Annotated in this window: 22 protein-coding genes; 8 read left to right on the plus strand and 14 right to left on the minus strand. The window is 62.2% G+C overall.

Features of this window, described 5'->3' with window-relative positions; translation table 11 throughout:
- Positions 1 to 4 precede the first annotated feature (4 nt).
- From J3U87_RS14330 to ppsA, 13 genes are all read right to left on the minus strand, one after another.
- Positions 5 to 1,702, minus strand: coding sequence for an ABC1 kinase family protein (locus tag J3U87_RS14330; RefSeq protein WP_237383735.1), 1,698 nt, complete (start codon positions 1,700 to 1,702; stop codon positions 5 to 7).
- A gap of 441 nt (positions 1,703 to 2,143) precedes the next feature.
- The gene (gene hypE / locus J3U87_RS14335) at positions 2,144 to 3,196 is read right to left on the minus strand and encodes a hydrogenase expression/formation protein HypE (RefSeq protein ID WP_237383736.1); all 1,053 of its coding nucleotides are present in this window, start codon (positions 3,194 to 3,196) and stop codon (positions 2,144 to 2,146) included.
- Between the two features lies 1 nt (position 3,197).
- Complete coding sequence (hypD, locus tag J3U87_RS14340) at positions 3,198 to 4,301, minus strand: hydrogenase formation protein HypD (RefSeq protein WP_237383737.1); 1,104 nt, start codon at positions 4,299 to 4,301, stop codon at positions 3,198 to 3,200.
- Positions 4,298 to 4,522: a HypC/HybG/HupF family hydrogenase formation chaperone gene (locus J3U87_RS14345; RefSeq protein ID WP_237383738.1), complete on the minus strand. Its 225-nt coding sequence runs from the start codon at positions 4,520 to 4,522 to the stop codon at positions 4,298 to 4,300. Before J3U87_RS14345 ends, hypD begins: the two co-directional genes overlap by 4 nt.
- Entirely contained in the window at positions 4,513 to 6,795 is a 2,283-nt protein-coding gene (hypF, locus tag J3U87_RS14350; protein WP_237383739.1) for a carbamoyltransferase HypF, read from the minus strand. The genes J3U87_RS14345 and hypF overlap by 10 nt, the downstream gene beginning before the upstream one ends.
- A complete protein-coding gene (locus J3U87_RS14355) occupies positions 6,792 to 7,061 on the minus strand; it encodes a hydrogenase maturation nickel metallochaperone HypA (RefSeq protein WP_237383740.1) in 270 nt (89 codons plus the stop codon). Before J3U87_RS14355 ends, hypF begins: the two co-directional genes overlap by 4 nt.
- A gap of 3 nt (positions 7,062 to 7,064) precedes the next feature.
- Positions 7,065 to 7,538, minus strand: a complete 474-nt coding sequence (locus J3U87_RS14360) for a hydrogenase maturation protease (RefSeq protein WP_237383741.1) — start codon at positions 7,536 to 7,538, stop codon at positions 7,065 to 7,067.
- Positions 7,535 to 8,821 carry a Ni/Fe hydrogenase subunit alpha gene (locus J3U87_RS14365; RefSeq protein ID WP_237383742.1) on the minus strand — a complete coding sequence of 429 codons (1,287 nt, stop codon included), beginning with the start codon at positions 8,819 to 8,821 and terminating at the stop codon, positions 7,535 to 7,537. Before J3U87_RS14365 ends, J3U87_RS14360 begins: the two co-directional genes overlap by 4 nt.
- Positions 8,796 to 9,596: an NADH-quinone oxidoreductase subunit B family protein gene (locus J3U87_RS14370; protein WP_237383743.1), complete on the minus strand. Its 801-nt coding sequence runs from the start codon at positions 9,594 to 9,596 to the stop codon at positions 8,796 to 8,798. The genes J3U87_RS14365 and J3U87_RS14370 overlap by 26 nt, the downstream gene beginning before the upstream one ends.
- Positions 9,597 to 9,598: 2 nt before the next feature.
- The gene (locus J3U87_RS14375) at positions 9,599 to 10,426 is read right to left on the minus strand and encodes an FAD/NAD(P)-binding protein (RefSeq protein ID WP_237383744.1); all 828 of its coding nucleotides are present in this window, start codon (positions 10,424 to 10,426) and stop codon (positions 9,599 to 9,601) included.
- A gap of 3 nt (positions 10,427 to 10,429) precedes the next feature.
- Complete coding sequence (locus tag J3U87_RS14380; protein ID WP_237383745.1) at positions 10,430 to 10,903, minus strand: cyclic nucleotide-binding domain-containing protein; 474 nt, start codon at positions 10,901 to 10,903, stop codon at positions 10,430 to 10,432.
- Positions 10,900 to 12,018 (minus strand): 4Fe-4S dicluster domain-containing protein, encoded by a 1,119-nt coding sequence (locus J3U87_RS14385; RefSeq protein ID WP_237383746.1) that lies wholly within the window; start codon positions 12,016 to 12,018, stop codon positions 10,900 to 10,902. The genes J3U87_RS14380 and J3U87_RS14385 overlap by 4 nt, the downstream gene beginning before the upstream one ends.
- Positions 12,019 to 12,029: 11 nt before the next feature.
- Positions 12,030 to 14,441 carry a phosphoenolpyruvate synthase gene (ppsA, locus tag J3U87_RS14390; RefSeq protein WP_237383747.1) on the minus strand — a complete coding sequence of 804 codons (2,412 nt, stop codon included), beginning with the start codon at positions 14,439 to 14,441 and terminating at the stop codon, positions 12,030 to 12,032.
- Positions 14,442 to 14,917: 476 nt separating this feature from the next.
- Here ppsA and acsA point away from each other — a divergent pair, with 476 nt between their 5' ends.
- The 8 genes from acsA (at position 14,918) to J3U87_RS14430 (ending at position 22,475) form a co-directional block, all read left to right on the plus strand.
- A complete protein-coding gene (gene acsA, locus J3U87_RS14395; protein ID WP_237383748.1) occupies positions 14,918 to 16,675 on the plus strand; it encodes an acetate--CoA ligase in 1,758 nt (585 codons plus the stop codon).
- Positions 16,672 to 17,658 (plus strand): pyruvate dehydrogenase (acetyl-transferring) E1 component subunit alpha, encoded by a 987-nt coding sequence (pdhA, locus tag J3U87_RS14400; RefSeq protein ID WP_237383749.1) that lies wholly within the window; start codon positions 16,672 to 16,674, stop codon positions 17,656 to 17,658. Before acsA ends, pdhA begins: the two co-directional genes overlap by 4 nt.
- On the plus strand, positions 17,655 to 18,653 hold the full coding sequence (locus J3U87_RS14405) for an alpha-ketoacid dehydrogenase subunit beta (RefSeq protein ID WP_237383750.1): 999 nt from the start codon (positions 17,655 to 17,657) through the stop codon (positions 18,651 to 18,653). The genes pdhA and J3U87_RS14405 overlap by 4 nt, the downstream gene beginning before the upstream one ends.
- Positions 18,646 to 19,866, plus strand: coding sequence for a dihydrolipoamide acetyltransferase family protein (locus J3U87_RS14410; protein ID WP_237383751.1), 1,221 nt, complete (start codon positions 18,646 to 18,648; stop codon positions 19,864 to 19,866). Before J3U87_RS14405 ends, J3U87_RS14410 begins: the two co-directional genes overlap by 8 nt.
- Positions 19,863 to 20,105: an acyl carrier protein gene (locus J3U87_RS14415; RefSeq protein ID WP_237383752.1), complete on the plus strand. Its 243-nt coding sequence runs from the start codon at positions 19,863 to 19,865 to the stop codon at positions 20,103 to 20,105. The genes J3U87_RS14410 and J3U87_RS14415 overlap by 4 nt, the downstream gene beginning before the upstream one ends.
- Before the next feature lie 264 nt (positions 20,106 to 20,369).
- Complete coding sequence (locus J3U87_RS14420) at positions 20,370 to 20,966, plus strand: RNA polymerase sigma factor (RefSeq protein WP_237383753.1); 597 nt, start codon at positions 20,370 to 20,372, stop codon at positions 20,964 to 20,966.
- A complete protein-coding gene (locus J3U87_RS14425; RefSeq protein WP_237383754.1) occupies positions 20,963 to 21,598 on the plus strand; it encodes an anti-sigma factor family protein in 636 nt (211 codons plus the stop codon). Before J3U87_RS14420 ends, J3U87_RS14425 begins: the two co-directional genes overlap by 4 nt.
- 292 nt (positions 21,599 to 21,890) lie before the next feature.
- Positions 21,891 to 22,475 (plus strand): hypothetical protein, encoded by a 585-nt coding sequence (locus J3U87_RS14430; RefSeq protein ID WP_237383755.1) that lies wholly within the window; start codon positions 21,891 to 21,893, stop codon positions 22,473 to 22,475.
- A 47-nt stretch (positions 22,476 to 22,522) separates the two neighbouring features.
- On the opposite strand, the gene J3U87_RS14435 is transcribed toward J3U87_RS14430, so the two are convergent.
- Positions 22,523 to 24,277, minus strand: coding sequence for a cytidylyltransferase domain-containing protein (locus J3U87_RS14435; RefSeq protein WP_237383756.1), 1,755 nt, complete (start codon positions 24,275 to 24,277; stop codon positions 22,523 to 22,525).
- Positions 24,278 to 24,427: the final 150 nt, after the last annotated feature.

Here is a 24,427-nt window from a genome sequence, read left to right on the forward strand (position 1 = left end):
CGGGTCAGTGCCGGTGGCGATCCTTCCACATGGATCGCAGCATCGAGAAACCCATGACCGCCGAAACCAGGTATCCGGCGAGGCCGATGACCGGGATGTCCTGCCAGAGGGGCGGCACCTTGGCATGCAGGATCAGCGAGGAACCGATCACCAGGGAACCCAACACGATCGCCGAGGAAATCCGATTGCTCACCCGTTCCAAGGTCTCGATCAGGGGGGTGAGCCCCAGGTGTTCCAACTCCATCTTGGCCTTACCCTGCTTGACCTGCTTGAGCAGCTCGCGCATCTCGCCGGGCACTTCCTTCATCAGGTAGATCAGGTCGGAGCCGGTTTCCCACAGGTCGGCGGCGAGCCTTCGCGGATGATAGCGATTCATGAGTATGCGGCGAATGTAGGGTCCGGCCTGCTCGCTGAAGCTGAAGTCGGGATCGAGGTTGCGGCCCAGATCCTCCATTTGGGAGATGGCCTTCAGCAACAGGAAATAGGGCGCGGGAATGCGGAGGTGGTATTTCACGGTGAGGTCCAGCACGCTGCGCAACAGGGGACCCACCTCCAAATCCTTCAGGGACCGGAACAGGTGATGGTCGATCAATTCGTCGATCTCGCGCTCCAACGCCAAACGATCGATCAGCTTGTGACTCTGGGTGAGTTTCAGCAGGACTTCGGCGGCCTTGACCGAATCGGCCTGAACCACGGCCAGAAAGAGATCGGCGAAACGCTCGCGGCTCTGCCGGTCCAGCCGGCCCATCATGCCGAAATCCAGGTAACAGATGACCTCGCCCTCCAGCACCAGCACATTGCCCGGATGCGGATCGGCGTGAAAGAAGCCGTGAATGAAGATCTGCGACATGATCAGGTCGGCTCCCTTGCGGGCGATCACCTTGGGCCGCAGTCCACTTTGCAGCAAGGCCTCGCGGCGGGTGGGCTTGATTCCGCGAACGAATTCGATCACCAAAACGCGGTGGCTGGAAACCTCGCGGTACACCTTCGGGACGTAGACCTCGGGCACCTCCTCGAATTGGCGCGTAAAGCGTTCGAGGTTGGAGGCTTCGACACTGTAGTCGAGCTCGTGGTCCAGGGTACGCGCGAATTCCTCGACGACGCGGGTCGGCTGGTGGATCTGCCCCAGTTCCAGATGGCGCTCCATCAGGGTGGCCATGTGGTGCATGATCTGGATGTCCACTTCGATCAACTTGTGGATGCCGGGCCGCTGGATCTTGATGGCCACTTCCTGGTCGATGCCCAATACCGCGTAGTGCACCTGACCGATCGAACCGGCGGCCAAGGGTTCGTCCTGGAACTTCGAGAACACCCGATCGCAGGGTTTGCCCAATTCCTGTTCCAAAATGAGTTTGGCCTTCTCGGCCGAGAACGGCGGGACCCGATCCTGGAGCTTGCTCAACTCCTCCAACACATCGTGGGGCAAGATGTCGCTACGAGTGGAGAGGGCCTGCCCCATCTTGACGAATGTGGGACCCAATTCCTCTAGAACCAGACGGATTCTCGCGGCCCGCGAAAGATCGTGATGGGCCCGGAACGGCTTTTTGGTAAACAGCCGCCAACCGCTCTCCAGGTAGCTCTCGACCCGCATGCCGTCGATCAGGTCTTCGAAGCCGTACTTCAGCAGAACCGTCAGAATCTGCCGGTACCGTTTCATGATGGAATAGGTACGCGTAAACAACCCGAGATTGCGGGAAATCAAGGTAAACTCCGTGGATCAATTTATTTGACGGATTTCGCGGGTCATCTTAAGTGTAACCCGAATTGCGAGCCTGGTTCGGGAATTCCACACAAAGAGCCGACAGTGGACGCATCGAGGCACATCGGGAAACTCGTCGAAGCGAACCGGGTCCGAAGTGCCCGCAAGGAAAAGGGAGGCGTCGTCGCTGAAGGTGCCTGGCCCGCCCAGGATGCCAGGCCGACGTGTGGTAGCGATTCGGGATCGACCGAGCGAACAGTCGAAGAGCGACGCACCAAAGCCCAGATGGCAGAACTTTCCCGGACGAGGAGCCCAGCGGAAAAGAGAGAATCCGGGCCCGGCCTTGGTGGATCCACCGAAACGCCGGAAGCCTTTGGATGTACCAAGTCGAAAGGGCGAAGCCCAATACCCCAACTTGAAGCGATTCGGTTCAGCCGGAATCCATCAACAAATGCGGGGGAGTTGCGTGCCCGTCGGAACCAACAACATCCGCGCCAGGCCCGTCGCCTGCACGATCCGCACGCGGCCCGCCCCCTCGTGCACCTCGCCGATCACCGCCGCATCGCCGTGCGCCTCCGCCATCACGGCCAACGCGTCCGCAACCTGGTCCGGGGCGACGAACGCGACGAATCGTCCCTCGTTGGCGATGAACATCGGATCGAGACCCAAGACCTCGCAAGCTCCCTCGACCGCTTCGCAAACCGGCAAGCCGGCCTCATCCAACTCGATGTCCAGCCCGGTCGTTTCCGCGAGCTCGGCCAAGGCCGCGCCCAGTCCGCCCCGCGTCAGGTCACGCATGCAGTGGGGCCGGATCCCTTCGCGCAACATGGCTTCGACGGTGGGCCATATCGGGCCCGAATCGCTACACAACTCGGTGTCGAAGGACAATCCCTCGCGCACCGCCATCACCGCGATCCCGTGACGGCCGAGGTCGCCACTCAGCAGCACGCGGTCACCGGGGCGAATGTGGGACGGGGCGGGCGCCGGGTCGACCACGACCTCGCCAATGCCGGTCACGTTGACGAACAGGCCGTCTCCCGAGCCGCGATCCACGACCTTGGTGTCGCCCGTGACGATCGCGGCTCCGACCTCGTCGGCCGCATGTCGCATCGAGTCCACGATGCGCACCAGATCGGCCATCGGAAAACCCTCTTCGATGATGAACCCGGCCGAGAGATATCGAGGTCTGGCCCCGCACACGGCCAGGTCGTTGACCGTTCCGTGCACGGCCAGGGAGCCGATATCGCCACCGGGGAAGAACAACGGCTTGATGACGTAGCTGTCGGTGGTCATCGCCAAGGAGCCATCGGTCATGCTCGGGAAAACGGCCGAATCTCCGCGCTCCGCCAATAACGGATGATCGAAGTGCTTGAAAAAGACCTCCTTCAGCAGGTGCTGCATGTGGCGCCCGCCACCACCGTGGGACAGCAGAACGCGATCTCCGGGCGGTTGTGGTACCGGACAGGAAAATCCTCCCGGAGCGATGTGTTCGGCCATGTCATGCCTCCTCGATTTGATGCGGGACTCGGTAGCGGAAATAGGCGGAGCAGGCTCCTTCATTGGAAACCATGGTTGCGCCGAGAGGATGATCGGGATTGCAAGCCGTCGCAAACGCCGGGCAATCGCAGGGTTTCTTGCGGCCCCGCAAAATCTCGCCACTGATGCAGGTTTCGGATTCCTCGGTCACGAGGTCCGCCATCGCGAATTTTTGGACGGCGTCGAAGGCCGCGTAGCCGTCGTTCAGCGCCAGACCGCTCGAGGGGAGGGTCCCCATGCCGCGCCACTTTCGATCGACGGGCCGAAACACGCCGTGGATCAGGGCCCGCGCGGTTTGGTTGCCGTCCTCACGAACCGCGCGGCTGTACTGGTTGACCACCGCCGATCGGCCGGACTCCAACTCGCGAAGACACAGGTAGACGCCCTGCAAAATGTCCAGCGGTTCGAATCCGGTCACGACGATGGGCACGTCGAACCGTTCGGCGAGCGGGTAATATTCGGCATAACCGGTCACCGTACAGACGTGACCCGCGGCGAGAAAGCCCTGTATCGGATGGTCCCGACTGGAAAGCAGGGCCCGCATCGCCGGCGGTACCAGCACGTGGGCGCAAACGAGGGAGAAGTTGACCAAACCCAACTTGGCGGCTTGGCGCACGGCCATCGCCGTGGTGGGTGCGGTCGTCTCGAAACCCACCGCCAAAAAGACCACTTCGCGATCGGGGTGCCGTTTGGCCAGTTCGAGCGCATCCAGCGGCGAGTAGACCAGGCGCACGTCGGCACCTTCCGCCTTGACGGTCAGCAGGTCCTTGCGCGAGCCCGGCACGCGCGCCATGTCGCCGAACGAGCAAAAGATCACCTCCGGCCGGGCGGCGATTGCCAGGGCCCGGTCGATGGTTTCCAGCGGTGTCACGCATACCGGGCAGCCGGGCCCGTGGATCAGGGTCACCTCACTCGGCAGCAGGCGATCGAGGCCGTACCTCATGATGGCGTGGGTCTGCCCGCCACAGATCTCCATCAAGGTCCATGGCCCCGTGACGAGATCGTGGATGGCCGCCACCTGCCGGCGCATGGCCTTCGCATCTCGGAATTCACTTTGGTATTTCACGGCAGCTCCCGCAACAAGTCGAAGGTTCGGGCGGCTTGGTGCTCATCGATTCGGGCAATGGCGAAGCCGGCGTGAACCAGCACGAAATCGCCCTCCAAGGCTTCTGGAACCAGGGCGAGGTTGATGTCTTTGCAGATACCGCCGAAACGGACCTTGCCCGTTCGGGTCAGGGGATCCGGATCGCAGATGGACGTGATGCGGCCGGGAATCGCTAGACACACGAGCCACCTCCCTGCCTGGCCGCCAACCAGGCTTGACCGTAGGCCAGCCCTCCGTCGTTGGGTGGAACACGGCGGTGGCCGAAGACCCGAAATCCGGCGGGCTCGAGCTGGTCGCGAATCAACCGACACAGGGTCGCATTCTGAAAACAACCGCCGGAGAGCAGGACGCGCTCGATCCCGATCGTTTCGGCGACCCGCAGGACCATCACGGCAAGGGTGACGTGGAAGCGCGCGGCGATCTCGGAAACCGGCATCCCCTGGGTCAAGTCCTCCAGGATGCCGAGCAGCATGGGTTCCCAATCGAGGACGAACGGCCGGCCACCATCACACACCAGGGTGAAGGCATAGGGTCGGCAGCCCCCATCCCCGGCAACTTTCGATTCCAGCAGGGAGGCGGCCATGCCCTCGTGACCGTTGATCATGCACAGCCCGCAGAGCGCCGATACCGCGTCGAACAAGCGCCCGATCGAGGAGGTGATCGGACAGCGAATCCGGCGCCAGAGCATGGACCGCAAAACGGCCAAGGCGTCGCCGTCGAAGGCGGCGAGAGGTTTCAGGCCCACGATCTCGAAGGCATCGTCGCCAAGGCATTCGTGCAACAGCCCCAAGGCGGCGCGCCTCGGTTCCAGCGCCGCCTTGTCACCCCCGGGCAGCGGGAAATGGCGCAGGTGGGCCACCCGTTCGATCGATTTCGACGACACGTGGAAGAATTCACCACCCCAGATGGTGCCGTCGTCGCCATAGCCGGCACCATCCCAAACCACCGCCAGGACGGGGGGTTCGAGCTCGTTGTCGGCGAGACACGCCATTGCGTGAGCGCGGTGGTGCTGTAGGGGCAGACAGAGCACGCCGAACGATTGCGCCATGCGGGTGGTGTGGTAATCCGGGTGGCAATCGTGCAGCGCCAGGGCTTTCGGTTTTGTCGCGAACATCTCGAATCGGTCGAGATTGGCCTGGAACAGCGCCTGATTTTCCGATCCGGCCATGTCACCCTGATGCGGCAAAAGAAAAATCTCGCCATGCCGGACCACGGCACCGGCATTTTTCAGGTCGCCGCCAAAAGCCAGCCCGTCGAGCCCTTCGGGACCCGGCAACGGCATGGGAGTATATCCTCGTGCGCGCCGCAGTACCATGTCGTGATCGTTGTCGACGATCACCACCGAATCGTCGACCGGGTTGGCGATGCGGCGATCGTGCAGCAGAAAGACATCCGCCACGCCGGTCAAGCGGGACAGGATCTCTCGGTTTTGGTAGCACAACGGTTCGTCGCTGACGTTGCCGCTGGTCACCACGAGCGGCATACCCATATCGGTCAGGAGCAGATGGTGCAAAGGCGTGTTGGGCAACATGACGCCGAGTCGGGAACTGGTGGGGGCCACCTCGGCGGCGACGCGCAGCGAGGCGATGGATCTCTTGGGCAGCAACAGGATGGGTGCGCGCCAGCTCTCCAAAGCCTCGCGCGCGCTTGGGGAAACCCGGCAGATTTCGGAAGCCTGGTGGACATCGCGACACATGAGGGCCAGCGGTTTCGTCGGCCGCCGTTTCCCCTCGCGCAACCGGGTGACCGTCGCAGGCAAATCGGCACGACAGATCAACTGAAACCCACCGAGCCCCTTCAAGGCGAGGATACGGCCTTTGCGCAAGGCATCGACACCAATGCGCAGCGCCTCGTTCCCGTTGGCCAGAAAGGCGCCCTCTCCATCCACCGCCCAGAGACTGGGTCCACAGGTGGGACAGGCGATGGGCTGGGCGTGGAAACGGCGGTCGTCGGGGTCGTGGAACTCCGCCGAACAGTCCCCGCACATCGGGAAATCCACCATGGTGGTGCGTTCGCGATCGTAGGGAAGCCCGGTGACGATGCTGTAGCGGGGACCGCAGTGCATGCAACTGGTAAAGGGATAGCGGTAGCGCCGGTTGCCGATTTCGAACAGCTCATCGCGACAGGCACGGCACATGGCCAGGTCGGGCAGCACCAGGGCCCGGTGGTCGTCACTGGTTTGACTGCGATCGATCGCGAAGGTGGTGTCTCCCGTGGCGGGAATGGATTCCACCGTCTGCCGGTCCACCCGGGCGATCGGTGGCTTTTGGCGCTTCAGCCGATCCAGAAAATGCCGCAACCGCCGTTCTTCACCCTCGATCTCGATCGCCAGGCCGGCCGAGGTATTGGCGACAAAACCCTTCAAATTCAGTGAGGTGGCCGTTCGATAGACGAAGGGGCGAAACCCCACCCCCTGAACCGCGCCACCAAGCAGGATGCGATACCGTGCACTCATGACGCCACCGCGACTTGTACATCCCGCAACACGATTTCCTGGGCTTCGGGATGCTCGGCATCGGTCAGTTCTTCGATGATCAGGGCGGCCCCCTCGATCAGGGAGCCGGCCACCGCCTGTTCGAAATGTTCGCGCAAGTGGTCCGCGGAAATATGGGCCAGGGCACCCAGTTGGAGGCGAACTTCGGTGACGGCGACGGCCTCGTTGACCTCCGCCACCTGCATGATTTTCTGGACGACATCTTTGAGCAAAGTCATTTCGTGCATGAGCTACTCCTTGGAAAGCCGGGTGACGGCGGCTCGAATCGTTTCCGTGGCGTGCTGGATCGCGGCCAGCACCGGGGGAGAAGGGTGGGCGCCGAGCGCGAGTTCGGCCAGAACCACGCCCACCAAAAGGCACCGCGCCGGAAGCTGGCCCAAGGCCCTCGCCATCGCAACGCTTTCTTTCAGGCCCAGACCGTGGGTGGAGGACGGGGTCGGGGCATCGGGTGGATCCTGGTCGGTCAGATCGATCGAGATCACGGTGCCCGGTTCGAGGTCGGCGGCCACCGCGTCGCACAGGATCACGCGGTCGAAACCGGCCCAGAGATCGAGCAGGGCCAAGCCGTCGCCGCGATGTTCGGCGACGCGGACCCGCTCGGGTAGCCCGGCTTCCGCCAAGCCGCGAACGGCCAGAATGCCGGCACCGTCATCGGTGCGCAGGGCATTGCCCAGGCCGACGATCAGGATGGATGGGTCGCTCATGATCGTTCCACCTTCATGTCGAGGAAGTGGGTCGAGCAGGAGATACAGGGGTCGTAATTGCGGATGGCCTGTTCGCAGAGCCATTGGAGTCGATCGTCGGGAAGCGCCAGGTTGCGCCGCACCAGGTCGCGCAGATCCGCCTCGATCACGCCCTGATTCTGCGAGGTGGGCGGCACGATCTTGGCCTCTTGGATCAAGCCCTCGCCGTCTACGGCGTAGCGGTGATACAGGATGCCGCGGGGCGCCTCGGTGCAGGCGAACCCCTGACCGGCCACGGGATTGCAAACGTGATAGGGCGCTTCGGGAGGGACGTAGCCATCGATGATGGCGCACGATTCCTCGCAGACGTGAATCACTTCGAGCGCACGGGCGATGATGCTTTTGAAAGGATTCGTGCAGGTCGGTGCGAAACCGATCTTTTCGGCCATGCGTCGCGCCCGCGGTGAAAGCCGATCGAAACACAGGTTGACGCGGGCGAGCGGCCCCACCAGGTAGTGTTCCCCATCCAACCGGCTGTAGAGCGAGGTACTGTGGGACAGGTGTTCTTCGCGAAAGCGCGTTTCGTAATCGGCCACGTCCAGGTCGAGCTCGCGATTGGAGATCAGGCGCCCGCGGTTCATGGGGTACTCGTCGGGATGGGAGAGGCACACGAAGGTGTAGTCGCGTTCGAGGTCGGGAAAGGGCAGCCCGGCCACCCAGAGCGCGGTCTCCTCGGCCATCGCCAGGGCTTCGGTCAGGGGACCCTTCATCGCGCGCAGCTCGGAGGCGGACGGCATCCGGTAGAAGCCGCCGACCCGCACGTTGATCGGGTGGATTTCGCGCCCTCCCAGCAGCGCCATCAGCGAGTTGCCTACCTTCTTCAGCGCAAGGCCGCGCTTGACCCATTCGGGATGATCCTTGGCCAGGTGGACCGCACTCTCGTAGCCCAGGAAATCAGGCGCGTGCAGACAGTAGATGTGGAGGGCGTGGCTCTCGATCCATTCGCCGCAATAGAGCAGGCGCCGCATGGATCGCATGATCGGATCGACCGCCACGCCGCACAGCCGTTCCATGGCGTGGATCGAGCTCATCTGGTAGGCCACCGGGCAGATGCCGCAAATGCGGGCGGTGATGTCCGGCGCTTCGGTGAAGGCGCGACCTCTCAGCAGGGCCTCGAAAAATCGCGGCGGTTCGAAGATGCGTAGGTGCAGCTCTTCGAGTCGATCCCCATCGATCTTGATTTGAAGGGCACCCTCGCCCTCGACGCGTGCGAGGTAGTCAACTTTGATCGTTCTGGTCTTCATGACGGCGACTCTCCGTTTCGAAGGCTGGCGCGTTGGCGTTGAAGGTGCGGAACAGGCGTACGGCCTCGGGGCGGGTGAGGCTGCCCCGCCCCAGGCACCAATCGGTGAAGGAGCCGGTGTTGGGGAACGGTTTCGGTCCGAAACAGCCGTAACAGGCTCGGTTGTAGGTGGGGCAGAGGGCACCGCACCCCTCGTGGGTGAGCGGTCCCAGGCAGGGTTCGCCACGAAGGACCATGATGCAGGGGTTGCCGCGCCGTTTGCAGCTCATACAGACCGATTCGGCGGGAAGCCGGGGCCGGGCTCCGTGCAGAAAGGCGGTGATGACCTCCAGCAGTTGGCGTTTGTCGATGGGACAACCACGCAGTTCGAAATCGACCTTCACGTGGTCGGCGATCGGCGTGGACGTAGCCAAGGTTTGGATGTATTCGGGATGGGCGTATACGATCGAGAGGTATTCGTCCACATCCGCGAAGTTGCGCAGGGCCTGAACCCCACCACTGGTGGCGCAGGCACCGATGGTCACCAGGAACCGCGATTGCGCGCGAACGAAGCGAATGCGCTCCGCATCGTGGGGGGTGGTGATGCTGCCTTCGACCAGGGATAGGTCGTAGGGACCCGGTTTCACCTCGCGCGAGGCTTCCAAAAAGTGGGCGATGTCGACCGCGCCGGCGACCGCCAGCAATTCGTCTTCACAGTCGAGCAGGCTCAACTGGCAACCGTCGCAGGAGGCGAATTTCCATACCGCCAGCGATGGACGTTTGGCAGGCTCGCTCATCTTCACCGCTCCTTTTCCGCCAGCAGGTGGGCCACCTGGTCATAGCCGAACACGGGACCTTCCTTGCACACGAAATGGGGCCCGTACTGGCAATGGCCACAAAAACCGACGGCGCATTTCATGTTGCGCTCCATCGAGAGGAAGATGCGCTCGCCGGCGACGCCGAGACCCAGCAGCAGCCGAATGACGAAGCGCATCATGATTTCGGGACCGCAGGTGAACACCACCACCGATGCCGGATCGAAGTCCACCGGTGAGATGAGGTGGGTGACCGGGCCCAGGTTTCCGCTCCAATCGTCGGCGCCCGAATCGACCGTGACCCGCACGTGAAAGCGCGCCGATTCCTTCCAGGCCTGGAGCTGGTGGAAATAGAGGATGTCTTCGGGCGTGCGAGCGCCATACAACACCGTGATCCGGCCGTAGGCTTCGGGCTCGGCCGCCAGGCGGTAGATCAGCGGGCGCAGGGGAGCCAACCCGATACCGCCGGCGACGACCAGCACATCGCGACCTCTCGCCCGATCCAGCGGCCAGGCCGAGCCGAAGGGCCCGCGAACTCCGATACGATCGCCCGGAATCGCGCGCACCAGCGCCTGGCTGACATTGCCCACGCCGCGAATCGTGTGAATCCAGAGACCGGATTCGGCGGGATCGCCACTGAGGGAAATGGGGATTTCACCCAAACCCATGACATACAGCATGCTGAACTGGCCTGGCGCGAACGGGGCACCGCCCGGCGGCGGCAACAACGACAGGGTCGCGGTATCGCGAAGCTCGTGCCGCACCGACAGGACCTCGGTCGCAACCGGCGTGAGAACGTGCCCGTTGGACATGGCTCACCCTCCCTGCGGCGAATGGTAGACGTCGAGAACCTGCAATCTGGCATCGTGAACACGCGCCACCAGCGTTCCCATGAAGGTTTTCATCAGGCGGAAACCGAGGCTGTGGTTGGCCTCGCACTTTTCGCGCAGGCATTTGCCGTCCAGTGAGATGACGCGCGTATCCTCCAGGGCCCGAACGTCGAACATCCACAGGTAGGGCGGGAACAGCCACGACCAACCCACGACCTCGCCCGTGCCCAACGACTGCAGCGTGACCGTCCCGCGATGGGGTACATGGGTTTCGATCGCGACCTTGCCGTTGCGAATCAAGTAGAAGAGATCGGCGGGGTGGCCCTCCTGGGCCAGTAGTTGACCCTCGCGAAAAACGGCGTTCACACCGCATTTCGCCATCAGGTCCAGGTCCTCTTCGCACAGCGTCGCGAAGCCATGGCATTGGCGCAGCAAATCCTTGATCTCGTGGTATTTCATGACAATTCCTCCCCGATACGCTCGGCTTCTTCCGTGATGTCGATGCCGACCGGGCACCAGGCGATGCAACGGCCGCAGCCCACGCAACCCGAGGCGCCGAATTGGTCCACCCAGGAAGAAAGCTTGTGGGTCATCCATTGGCGGTAACGGGATCCCGTCGACTGGCGGATGGAGCCCCCGTGCAGGTAGGAAAAATCGGCGCTGAAGCAGGAATCCCAGCAGCGGATACGCTCGGCGGATCGACCGTCGAGCGCGGGTCGATCCACGACGGTGTTGCAGAAACAGGTGGGACAGACCATGGTGCAGTTGGCACAGGCCAGGCAGCGTGCGGCAATTCGCTGCCAATGGGGATGCTCGCCGGAACCGGCCAGGCGCTCCGGCAGGCCGCCGGTGTTCAGGTGGCGACCCATCGAGCGGGCCGCCTCGTCGAGAAGTCGCTTGGCCAGGTTCCGATCCGCGGGCGATGCCTCCTCGAAAGCCAAGGCATCGAGCAAGGCGTCGCCGCGAGTCGTACCGGCGGCAACCTGAAAAAAGTGGGCACCGCCGTGTGCCACTTCCGTCAGGACCAGGTCGAAGCCGGAACGCGCCTCGGGTCCGGTATCCATCGAGGTGCAAAAGCAGGTCCTGCCGGCACGGGTGCAGTTCACGGCGACGATGAACAGGTTCGCTCGCCGCGCCAGATAGCGGTCGTCGCGGAAATCGCCCTCGCCGAAGACGCGATCCAGCATGGCCAGGGCGGCCAGCTCGCAGGCGCGAACACCGATGAAGGCCCGTTTGCCGTCGTCGACGTTCGTTTCCTCGAACAGCATCTCCTCGCCTCGCCAAAGGGCCCGCCACAGCGGCTCTTCCGCCGGCAGGAGATATTTCTTCCATCCGTGGGGACCCATGTTGAACTCGAAAAAGAGATTCCGGTCCGACCGTTCCAGGCGATAGCGGCCCGGGTCCTGGTGATCGCGCCAGCCGCGCGGCAGATCGTCCGCGCCGCCGAGCTCGTCGTACACCACCGCACCCTCGCGCGCCACCGGCCCGAGTAGTCGGTAACCCCGCTCGGCGATTCCGTCCAAGAGATCACCGAGCCGGGAGGCATCGAAGCGAAAGATGGTCCTGGCGTTCATGGCGGTCGCTCCTACAAGCGGAAGCCGGTGTCGCGTTCGGCCTCGGCGATCACCGGCAGGGTTTTCAGGACGGCGTCGGGATTGAGGGAGATGCTGTCGATGCCCACATCCACCAGGAATTTTGCGAAATCGGGATAGTCACTGGGTGCCTGGCCGCAGATCCCGATCTTGCGACCGGCGGCTTTGGCTTTCGCGATGACTTCGCATATCATGCGCTTCACGGCGGGATCGCGTTCGTCGAAGATGTGGGCCACCGTGCCGGAATCGCGATCCACGCCCAGCGCCAGTTGGGTCAGGTCGTTGGAGCCGATCGAAAAGCCGTCGAAGATGCGCGCGAATTCCTCGGCCATCAGGACGTTGCTGGGGATCTCGCACATCACGTAGACTTCCAACCCGTTATGGCCGCGGCTCAAGCCGTGTTTCGCCATTTCCGCGAGCACCTTCTCGCCTTCTTCCACGGTGCGGCAAAACGGAATCATCACCTTGAGGTTGTTCAGGCCCATGTCCTCGCGAACCCTCTTGACCGCCCGACATTCCAGGCCGAAGCCGTCCCGGTAGCGCGGATCGTAATAGCGCGAGGCACCGCGCCAGCCCAACATCGGATTTTCCTCTTCGGGCTCGAACAGCTCACCACCGATCAGGTGTGCGTACTCGTTGGTTTTGAAATCGCTCAGGCGCACGATCACTTCCTTGGGAAAGAAGGCGGCCGCAATCGAGCCCATCCCTTGAGCCAGGCGATCGATGAAGTAGTCGCGCTTGTCCGCATAACCGTTGGTGAGTCGTTCGATGCGCCGGCGCAGCTTGAGATCTTGGATCCGATCGAAACCCACCAACGCCATCGGGTGGATGTGAACCTGGTTGTTGATGATGAATTCGATGCGCGCCAGACCGACGCCGTCATTGGGTAGGAAGGACCAGGAAAAGGCCTTGTCCGGATCGGCCAGGTTCATCATCACCTTGGTTTGCAGTTTCGGGATGTCCTCTTCCCGAATGCGGGTCGCCTCGATGTCCAGCAGGCCGCGATAGACGTGGCCCACCTCGCCCTCGGCGCAACTGACCGTGACTTCCTGCCCGGTCGCGAGAATGCCGGTTCCGTTGCCCGTACCCACGATCGCCGGGATCCCCAGCTCGCGACTGACGATCGCCGCGTGACAGGTGCGCCCACCGCGATCGGTGACCACCGCCGCGGCCCTTTTGAGGGCCGGTTCCCAATCCGGGTCGGTTTTTTCCGTGACCAGCACCTCACCGGGCTGAAGCAGATCCAAATCGGCCACGGAGCGAATGACATGGGCCTTGCCGGCACCGATCCACTCGCCCACGCTCTTTCCGCTGACCAGCACCTCGCCGGGCTCTTTCAGCGCGTAGCGCACCGAATACCGTTGGGAGCCTTGGGAACGCACGGTTTCCGGGCGCGCCTGAACGACGTAGAGCTGACCGGTGAGGCCGTCTTTGGCCCATTCGATATCCATCGGCGTCGGATGGCCGTGTTTGGCGGAGTAGTGTTCCTCGATGAGGCAACCCCAGCGAGCCAATTGCAGGATCTCGTCGTCCGCGAGGCACCACGTCGCCCGCTTGGCGGAAGATACCCTGTGCTGGCGCACCATCTTGGCGCCGCCCTCCGCGTAGACCAGCTCGAGCTCCTTCCTGCCGAGTTTCTTGCGCAAAATGGGGCGGAACCCACCCAGAAGCGTCGGCTTGAAGACCTGGAACTCGTCCGGCGTCACCGCACCCTGCACCACGTTTTCGCCGAGTCCCCAAGCGCCGTTGATGACCACCAGGTCGCGGAACCCACTTTCGGGATCCAGGGTGAACATGACCCCCGATGAGGCCTTGTCCGAACGAACCATGCGTTGGACGCCGATCGAGAGCGCCACGTCCTGGCTGTCGAAGCCCTGCTCGTGACGATACGAAATCGCGCGATCGGTGAACAGTGAGGCGAAACAGCGCTTACAGGCATCGAGCAGCGCGGCCTCACCCACGACATTCAGGTAGGTTTCCTGTTGGCCCGCGAAACTGGCGGTGGGCAGGTCCTCGGCGGTGGCGCTGCTGCGCACGGCCACGTCCACGAACCCGTTTTCGCCGCACAGGTCGCGGTAGGCATCGAGTATCGCCCGATTGAGCGCATCGGAAAAGCGGCCTGCCATGATGGCTTCGCGCAGTTGGCGACCCTTTCGTTTCAGGTCGGCCAGGTTTTCGGGTTCCAGGCCCGCGAGGATGGCCTGCAACGTGTCTTGGAGGTCGTTTTCGATGATGAAACGTCGATAGGCGTGGGCGGTTACGGCAAAACCCTCGGGCACGGCGATGCCCTTGTCGCGAAGGGCGCAAAACATTTCGCCGAGAGATGCGTTCTTGCCGCCGACGCGCGGTAGGTCGTCGATCCGAATCTGGTGAAAGCCGAGAACCAGGTCTTCCGGTGCGTTCATCTTCGCAGCTCCTCGAAAGGATGGATTTGAACGATGAAATTGCAACACCGCTGCCAGCGGCCCCCAGGATCCGGGAAAAGCGACCGCCACGTAATATTCCGCACCCCCATCGCGGTAACAGAAGCCAAGCACACCAGAATCAAGCTGATAGATAACTTTAAAATGCGATTGGGACGCACTCTGAACCGCACTGGGACGGTCGTTTAGGTCCAGCCCCCCGCCGGGTGTTCGCCTGCAGCCCGGCCCGTTGAAAGGCCGCTCGAGCGATGTGTGAAAATTCCGCAACTTGGGGAATTTTCCCCAAGCGGTCGAACGCCGGAGTCGATCCCGAACGCGGCGATGCGAGGCCCAAACCCCACTTTTTCCCCCTTGGCCGGCCGGGGAAATCGGCGGTCGGGTCGCCAACGGCCTGGCATATCAATTGCCTTTTCGGAGAACACCGATTCATCAGTTCCACATCATTCAAGGGGGTAGCCGTGAGGACTGCCATCATTGAAAAAAGGCCTCGGGCATCGGACCCCAGTCCTAACCTGACCGCTGCCGAGGCCGCATCGTTTCGATACGACCGGGCTGCGCGCGATTTCCAGGGGCTCCCGGACGGCAAGGGCCTGAACATCGCCTTCGAGGCGATCGATCGCCACGCGGCGGGCCCCCTTGCCGAAACGGATGCCCTGCGATGGTTGGGTCTGCACGGCGAGGAAGAGGTCTACACCTATCGAATGCTGCGTGCCTGGTCCAACCGTTTCGCCAACGTACTGAAGGGACTCGGCGTCACACCCGGTGAGCGGGTATTCGCGCTCATGCCGCGCCTGCCCGAGCTCTACATCGCCACCTTCGGGATCCTCAAGGCGCGCTGCGTGTTCTCCCCGCTCTTTTCCGCCTTCGGGCCCGAACCGATTCAGGCCCGCATGGCCCTGGGACAGGGAACCGTGCTGCTGACCACCCCGCGCCTCTACAAAACCAAGGTGGCCGCCATTCGCAAGCGACTGCCGGATCTCCAGCACGTCATCCTGGTGGGACGGGGCCACCAATCCGCCGAAATCCCGGGCACCCTGGATTTCGCGTCGCTGGTGAACGAGGCCAGCGACGACTACGAGATCGGTCCCACCCCACCCGAAACCATGGCCTTGCTTCATTTCACCAGCGGCACCACCGGTACGCCCAAGGGAGCGGTGCACGTCCATGACGCGGCGTTGCACCACTACGTGACCGGTAAATACGCCCTCGACCTGCATCCCCGGGACATTTTCTGGTGTACCGCCGACCCCGGTTGGGTCACCGGCACCACCTACGGCATCATCAGCCCCTTCCTCAACGGTGTGACCAGCGTGGTCGACGTGGCGGAATTCGACGCCGATCGCTGGTACCGAATCCTCCACGACGAACAGGTCAGCGTGTGGTACACCGCACCCACGGCCATTCGCATGTTGATGAAGGCCGGGGCCGAAAAAGCCCGCGAATACACCTTTCCCCACCTGCGCTTCATCGCTTCGGTCGGCGAGCCGCTCAATCCGGAAGCGGTCCATTGGGGCACGGCCCACCTGGGGCTGCCGATCCACGACAACTGGTGGCAAACCGAAACGGGCGGCATCATGATCGCCAACACCGCGGCCATGGACGTGAAACCCGGCTCCATGGGCAAACCGCTGCCCGCAATCGAGGCCGCCGTGGTTCGTCGCGAAGGCGGACGCATCGTTCCGATCGAGGAACCCGAGGTCGAGGGCGAGCTGGCGATTCGCACCGGGTGGCCTTCGATGTTTCGCGACTACCTGAACCAACCCGAACGCTATGCCGCCTGCTTCGCCGACGGCTGGTACCTTTCCGGTGATTTGGCCAAACGCGACGCCGACGGCTATTTCTGGTTCGTGGGTCGCGGGGACGACGTGATCAAATCCGCGGGCCATCTCATCGGCCCCTTCGAGGTGGAGAGCGTTCTGATCGAGCACCCGGCGGTGGCGGAAGCCGCCGTCATCGGCCTACCCGACGAGGTCGCCGGTGAACGGGTCAAGGCCTTCGTGGCCCTCAATCCGGGAATCGTCATCGACGACGACCTACGCAAATCGCTACGGGGTCACGCCCGTAAACGCCTGGGCGCGGCCGTGGCCCCCAGGGACATCGACATTCTCGCCCAACTGCCCAAAACCCGTAGCGGCAAGATCATGCGCCGTTTGTTGAAGGCGCGCGAGTTGGGCCTACCCGAGGGAGATACGTCCACCCTGGAGGCTGAATCATGATTGCCACCACCATTCCCTTCGATCGGGAAAAATCACTCGCCCTGTACGAGAACATGTTGTTGATCCGCTTCTTCGAAGAAAAGGCGGCGGAATTGTACACCCGCCAAAAAATCCGCGGCTTCCTGCATCTCTACATCGGTGAGGAGGCCGTCGCGACCGGAATCGTGGCCGCACTCGAGCCCCGCGACGGCGTGGTGGCCACCTACCGCGAGCACGGTCACGCACTGGTCAAAGGGATTTCCGCCGCCTCGATCATGGCGGAAATGTACGGCAAGCAGGAGGGTTGCAGCGGCGGACGAGGCGGCTCCATGCACCTGTTCAGCGCGGAGAAACGGTTCTTCGGCGGGCACGCCATCGTCGGCGGTCACCTGCCCGTGGCGGTGGGCCTCGGACTGGCCGAACGCATGCGCGGCGGCAACGCGGTCACGGCCTGTTTCTTCGGGGAAGGTGCGATCGCGGAGGGCGAATTCCACGAGTCCATGAACCTGGCCGCCCTGTGGCAGGTCCCGGTGCTGTTCTGCTGCGAAAACAATCGCTACGCGATGGGTACCGCCCTGGAACGCTCCGAATCCCAGACGGATCTGTGCGCCAAGGCCGCCTCCTATAACGTGAACGTCATGCGCGTGGACGGCATGGACGTGGCGGCCGTGTACCAGGCCTCGGTCGAGGCGGTGGGCTATGTACGCGGCCAGGGCAAGCCGATGTTCCTGGAGTTGAATACCTACCGTTTTCGCCCCCATTCCATGTTCGATCCGGAACTCTATCGCGACAAGGCCGAGGTCGAAGGCTGGAAGAAACACGATCCGATCGCCTCGTTCGGCGAACGACTTCGCGAACAGGGCTATCTGGACGATCGCGAGGACCGAATCCTCAGGGACAAGATCGCGGCCGAGATCGCCGAAGCGGTCGACTTCGCCGAACGCGGATCCTGGGAGCCGCTGGAACGCCTCACCACGAACGTGTACACGGAGGTGGGATCATGAACCAAACCACCGTCACCTATCGAGAAGCGATCAAGGCCGGTCTCGCCGAGGCCCTGCGAAGCGACGATCGCGTCTTCATCATGGGTGAGGACGTGGGTCGCTACGGAGGTACCTACGCCGTCACCATGGGGTTTCTGGAAGAATTCGGGGAGGCACGCATTCGCGATACGCCCCTGTCGGAATCCGGCTTCGTGGGCGCGGGCATCGGCGCGGCCATGGGCGGCATGCGGCCGATCGTCGAAGTGATGACCGTGAATTTCTGCCTGCTGGCCCTGGATCAGATCGTCAACACGGCGGCCACCATGCGTCACATGTCCGGCGGTAATTTCAGCGTACCCCTGGTGATTCGCATGGCGACCGGTGCGGGCCGCCAGCTCGCGGCCCAGCACTCGCACAGCCTGGAGGGCTGGCTGGCCCACATCCCGGGCATCAAGATCCTGACGCCGGCCACCGTCACCGACGGGTACGGCATGCTGGGTGCGGCCCTCGCCGACCCGGACCCGGTCCTGATCTTCGAGCACGTGATGCTCTACAACCACAAGGAGCGATACGATTCACCCGAGGACTGGCAGCGGCCGGTCGACATCGAGAAGGCCGCCATACGTCGCGAAGGCGGCGACGTTTCCCTGATCACCTATGGCGGCTGTCTGTGGAAAGCCCTGGATGCCGCCGAACAACTGAGCCAGGAAGGGATTCAGGCCGAAGTCATCGACCTGCGTGTCCTGCGTCCGCTCGACACCCGCACGATTCTCGATTCGGTGGTGAAAACCAACCGGGCGGTAATCGTGGAAGAAGCGTGGCGCAGCGGCAGCCTTTCCGCGGAAATCGGCATGCAGATCGCGGAACGGGCCTTCTACGATTTGGACGCGCCCATTCAGCGGGTTTGCGGCGCCGAGGTCCCGATTCCCTATCCCAAACACCTGGAGGATGCCGCGGTTCCCCAGGTTCCCCAGATCCTTGCCGCGGTAAGGGAGGTCATGGGTCGTCATGTTTGAAGTCACAATGCCCTCGCTGGGGGCCGACATGGAAGAAGGCACGCTGATCGACTGGCTGGTCGAAGTGGGCGACAGCGTGGAAAAAGGGGAAGCCATCGCCGAGGTGGACACCCAGAAGAGCGCTCTGGAAATCGAGGCCTGGTCGGCGGGAATCGTCCGCAAGCTGCTGGTGGAGCCGGGCGAGACCGTCGCGGTCGGTACGCCGATCGCGCTGTTCTCGGCCGAGGACGAAGCCGCCGAGGAACTCCCGGCGGAACAGCCGGCATCCACCGCGACGGCGACGGCCTCGGTCCAAGCCGACGAACCACCGGCCCCGGAACCTACGGTTTCCCAGACCGCTGACGCGGACGCAGCACCCACCATCCAAACCCAATCCCAACCCACCGGAAAACCCGGGCGGGCCCGCGTCTCACCAGCGGCCCGCAAACTGGCCGGCGAACGCGGCATCGACCTCACCGGCCTGAAAGGCAGCGGTCCAGGTGGGGCCATCACCCTGGCCGACGTGGAACAGGCGGGCGAGCCCCGGGCCTCCGACACGCCCAGCGAGATGCGCCAAGCCATCGCGGCAACCATGAGCCGCGCCAATCGGGACATTCCGCACTACTACCTCGGCACCCAGATCTCCCTGCAGCACGCCACGATCTGGCTGGAATCCACCAATGCGACCCTACCCATGGCGCAACGCATCGTGATGCCGACCCTGCTGATCAAGGCCGTCGCCCTGGCTTTGGAGAAGTTCCCCGAAATGAACGGCTTCTATGTGGACGACGGCTTCCGGCAAGGCTCGGGAATCCATGTGGGCGTGGCCGTTTCCCTGCGCACCGGCGGCCTGGTGGCACCGGCGATCCACGATGCGAACCGGCTTTCGCTCGAGCGTCTCAACCAGGCCCTGACCGACCTGGTGGCCCGCTCCCGCGGCGGCGGTCTCAAACGCGCCGAATTCGCCGATCCCACCATCACGATCACCAACCTCGGCGACCAGGGCGTGGATACCGTTTTCGGTGTGATCTATCCGCCCCAGGTCGCCCTGGTGAGTTTTGGGAACATCGCCGTTCGGCCCTTGGTCCAGGACGGTGAACTGCGGGCGCTGCCCTGCGTGTATGCCGGGCTCTCGGCCGATCACCGCGTCACCGACGGCCGCCGTGGCGCCATGTTTCTCAACAAAATCAAAAGCCTTTTGCAAAAACCCGAAAAACTGGCGAGGATCCCATGAACGCGAAAGATATCGAACGACTCGTTTTTTCCGCCCTGACCGACATCGCCCCGGAAGTCGATCCCGAGGACCTGGAACCGGACGAACCCATACAGGAACAGATCGATTTCGATTCGATGGACTTCCGCAACCTGTTGTTGAGCCTGCACGAATCGCTGAACGTGGACATTCCCGAGAAAGACTACGGCCGGCTGCGTTCGGTCGACGAATTGGTCGATTACCTGGGAGCCAGGTTATAGGCCTGCAAGCGCGGCGTTCGAGCAGGCTCGACGACCCTGCCCGAAGGGCCTCGCGACATGCGGGTACCGCGCGCGGGCATTCTTCGATGGCGTGGGAGGAGGCGTTCCGACATTCGAGAAGTGATAAGGTATTAGACGATTCTTTCCCGTAGAGGCGACGACATGCGTCGGTCGGGTCTCGGGGGCGAGCCATGTCCGCCCGACCGATTTTTATTGCAGCGTTTTCGGTTTGGGCACTGTCCCATCGCGACAAGGGAGGAGCCCTTGGCCGATGAATCGTTTTGGATCGAACAGATCAAGAAAGGGAATACCCATTTCTTTCGCTTGTTGTACCAGGCCCATTACAAAATGGTGTTTCGGCTCTGCTATCGCTTCACCCGCGATGTCGCGGAAGCCGAGGAACAATTGCAGGAAGTCTTTATGAAGGTGTTGGGCAAATTGGACGGCTTTCGCGGCGATTCCGCCTTTTCCAGTTGGCTCTACCGTTTGACCACCAACCACATGCTCAACCACCAGACGCGGGTCCGGCGCCACGCGAACACCATTGCGTTGGATGAGAGCTTGCAGGGTCATCACCACGAAGAAGACCCCTTGATGAAGGCCGCTCTGGCGCGCGCCATCGAACAGTTGCCGACGGGGCTCCGCACCGTGCTCATCCTCCACGATCAGGAGGGACTCAAGCACGACGACATCGCCGAACTTCTGGACATCAGCGCCGGCACATCGCGATCCCAATTGACGCGAGCCCGCATGGCGCTCCGCAAGAAGCTGGAACCGTTGCTGCGACGGAAGCCCAGCCATCCCCCATCGTCCGCTCGAGGATGCGCCCCGGCAGCACGGGCCAAAGGAGGCCGACCATGACCCCGGAAGAACTGGAGAGCTTGATTTCGCGGGACATCGACTCGGAATTGAATCGAGAAGAAGCGGCGGAGCTGGAACGCGTTCTGGCCACATCGGCGGAGGCACGTCACCTCCACGAGGATCTGCATCGACTCCAAAGCTTGCTGGGGGAGGAGCCGATCCCCAGCGCGCCGCAACCCTCCGAAGCGACGCTCGCCAACTTGGAGCGGGAAGCGCGCACCCGATTCGGCCGCAGATCCCCCATCCGCGGCTTGGTGCTGGCCGTCGCGGCTGCGCTGGTGATCGGGTTCGGTGTCTGGTTGTGGTTCGACGCCGCGCCATCCACCCAAAAGACGCTTCCCGGCGAGCGAACGACGGGCCAATGGACGGAGATTCGCGCCGAAATCGATCGCACCCAACGGGAGTTCGATCGGGCCATCAAGAAAATGGAGGGTTTGGCCGAGACGCGAATCGCCCAAATGCCCGAGGCGCAAGCAGCACACCTGGCAGCCGACCTGAGGGAGATCGATGCCGCGATCGCGCGTTGTCGCGACCTGCTGGAAACCCATCCCCAAAACCACATGCTGTACGCGTCGCTGGCGCGTGCCTACCAAGCCAAAGTGGATTTACTCGAAAAAATTATCAGCTCCTGAACATGCGACGAGCGCGTGGCAACTCCAGGATATACGCGACAGGTTATCACGTTAAATATCAGAGAGATACCTATTCACTCCCCAGGCAGCACCGTCCCTCCATCCAAAAAAATCGGGCGTCAAAAATTGTACTATTTTCGTTCTGGCGCTTTGTTGCCGATACCCCTGGAAATGAAGGCCTCGTCTCCGTGGAGCTCGCTAAAAATTTGCGTTTTGTACGGGTTCTGGTTTTCAATTTAGTGGTACCATGCAGATTCGGCCCTCGACCGGGTTGCGAATAGGAGGTGGATGCGTGGAAACAGCAGAGCTTGTCACGAGTCTCAAGGTAAGCGTGCAAGAAATTCCCAGTTTGAAAAAAATCAAGGAAGGCTTCCATAACCCCCATGTGAAAGCGTGGAAGACCAAACTTGAAGAGGTCCTGAAAGACGGGGGGTCCTGTTGTGCGAAGGCCCTCGCCACTTTGACTCGAATCAAGTTATCTCTCAGCGGTTCCAAATTCATACAAGAACAAACGTACATCAATCAATTGGAGGCGCTCGAGCGCACACTTAAGCAAACCATTCAAACGATTGAATTTCTCGGCAGACCCGAAGACAACGACATCCTGCCGCACTGGGGAAAACCCAAAAGCCAACACCTCGCCGCGGGCCACTTGATGGTGGGCGACGAAGAGGTGGCCACAGAAGAAATCACGATTCATGAAGTATTAGACTGTTTGGTCTCGCTGGCAGAAGATTCAAACCACTTGAGTGAAGGCATGCGCTCGCGATTGATCGAGCCTTTGGCCGCCATTCTCGGTGATGATTTGTTACAACCCTTCCTCAACCAGAAGCTCGACGTGCTTCTGGGCCATTGGCCGGAGTTTTCCGGCAAATAAATAGCCGGTTTGAACATGTGAAAAACCTTCCGAAATCGGAAGGTTTTTTAATTTTTGGATACCGATTCTTCCTGTAACAGATCCAAAATCCGGCGCGCCAGTCGCGTGGGGCCTTGGCCGTCCAGGCGCTGCTGCGAGGCGTCGGAGATGGCGCGAGCGTGGTGGGGATCGAAGATCAGGTGGCGCAATCCGTCGACGGCCTCGGCCAGGGAATGGCCGACCACCGCCAAATCGGCTTGTTGCAATGCTTTGAGCTCCCGATCCTCGTCACTCCGGCCAGGTGCCAGGGTAACGGTCGGTAGTCCGTGATGCAGACATTCGAACAGGCTGACACCGTAGAGCGCGAATCCGAAATGGCAGCGGGTGATGAGGCTCGAGAGATCTTTGGGGTTCTCGTGCACGGTCCATTCGAGGCGCGGCTCGGACGGCAATTTCGGCTCGCGGGCAAAGGGACCCCGAACCCAGTGAACCTTGAAATGGGCGGGAAGGTCTTCATCCAACTGGCCGGGAAGCACATCGCCGAAGCCGTGGACGTCGCTGCCGCCCGTCAGCACCAGCAATTCGGAGCCGGGTTTCCAGGTGCGCGTCATCCTGCGTGAACCCAGGAGGAAACATTCCCAGCCGAATACCAGATTGGCGGACTCCATATCGCTTTCGCGCAGGAAAAACGAAGGTACCCACTGAAGATCGACGCGCTCCGAATCGGTGACGGTGAAATCGAGGGACACGACCTTGATTCCCTTGCCGCGCAGGCCTTCGATGAACCGCAACCATTCTTCGCCCAGGTACCGGGCGGGCAGATCGAGAATCACGACCTGAACCGAGCGCTGCGCCAAATCTCGCTCGATGGTCTCGAACATTTCTTCGAATTCCACGAAAACGTGGGGCAACAGATCCAACTCGGCTTTCTCGAAGCTGGGGCCTTGGATCAGCAACTTGACACCGGCACTGGCCGCATCCTGGAGACCGGAGGCGACGGAAATCGCCCGGCTCAAATGACCCATGCCGGTTCCGGGACCGGTGGCGGTCACGATTTGTACCGAGGTCGAGGATTCCTGCGCTGTTTTTTGCCGAACCTGGGCATTGATTCCGCGCAGGGCGGGATCGCGATCCACTTCGTCGAGCACCCAGGCCAAGTCGACGATCGAGTCGGCGTCGTGAACGGCGTACCAACGGCGGTACAACTCGCTCATGAACTGGTAATCGGAAGGGGTGTCCACCGACAACCGCAACTTGGGTCGGTAAAACACGGGATCGTCCTCCAGGGGAACGTGATTCAAATCCTTGGCAAAATGAACCAGGCTTTGGCCCACGTGCTCGCGCTCGAAGGGCTGTTCGGCTTCCAAAACCAATCGATTCCAGACGATGAAGGGAAAGAGGTCGATGCCTTCGTGCACGACCGGCACACCGTCCCGGGTCGGAAACGCCACGCGATCCGCCCCGCGCGCCAAGGCGCGAATCATGCGCGAAATGGTGGTCGGTTCGATCAGGGGCGAATCCCCACAGATATAGAGCACCATTTTGGGCCGTTCGCGGGACACGATGTAATCGATGCGTCCCACGAGGTCGTTGACATCGCCCTCGTAGGCGAAGGCGCGCCGACCCTGTGCTTCGGCCCAATCGACCAAAGGCCGGTTGTAGCTGTCGGCGGTCGTCGCCAAAATGCATTCGCGCAGTTCGGGAACTCGATCGAGCCTGTCGAAAATGCGTGCGATCAAAGGCTTTCCGGAAAGATCGAGCAAGTGCTTTCGGGGCAGTCGATTGGAATTGAGACGGGCGCCGACTACGGCAATCACATCCACAGAAACCTCCACCTTTTGGAAACGCGTAGAGCAGGGATCAGCCCCCACGAAATCAACCCTGCCCGATCAACTCAACAAATCACCTGGCCGTTTCTCAGAAACCTGTTCCCCATGATTCCACTCGTCGAGAGCGATACTTGACACCCGGTA

It is taken from the genome of Sulfidibacter corallicola (assembly GCF_017498545.1).
GTDB classification, from domain to species: Bacteria; Acidobacteriota; Holophagae; order Acanthopleuribacterales; family Acanthopleuribacteraceae; genus Sulfidibacter; species Sulfidibacter corallicola.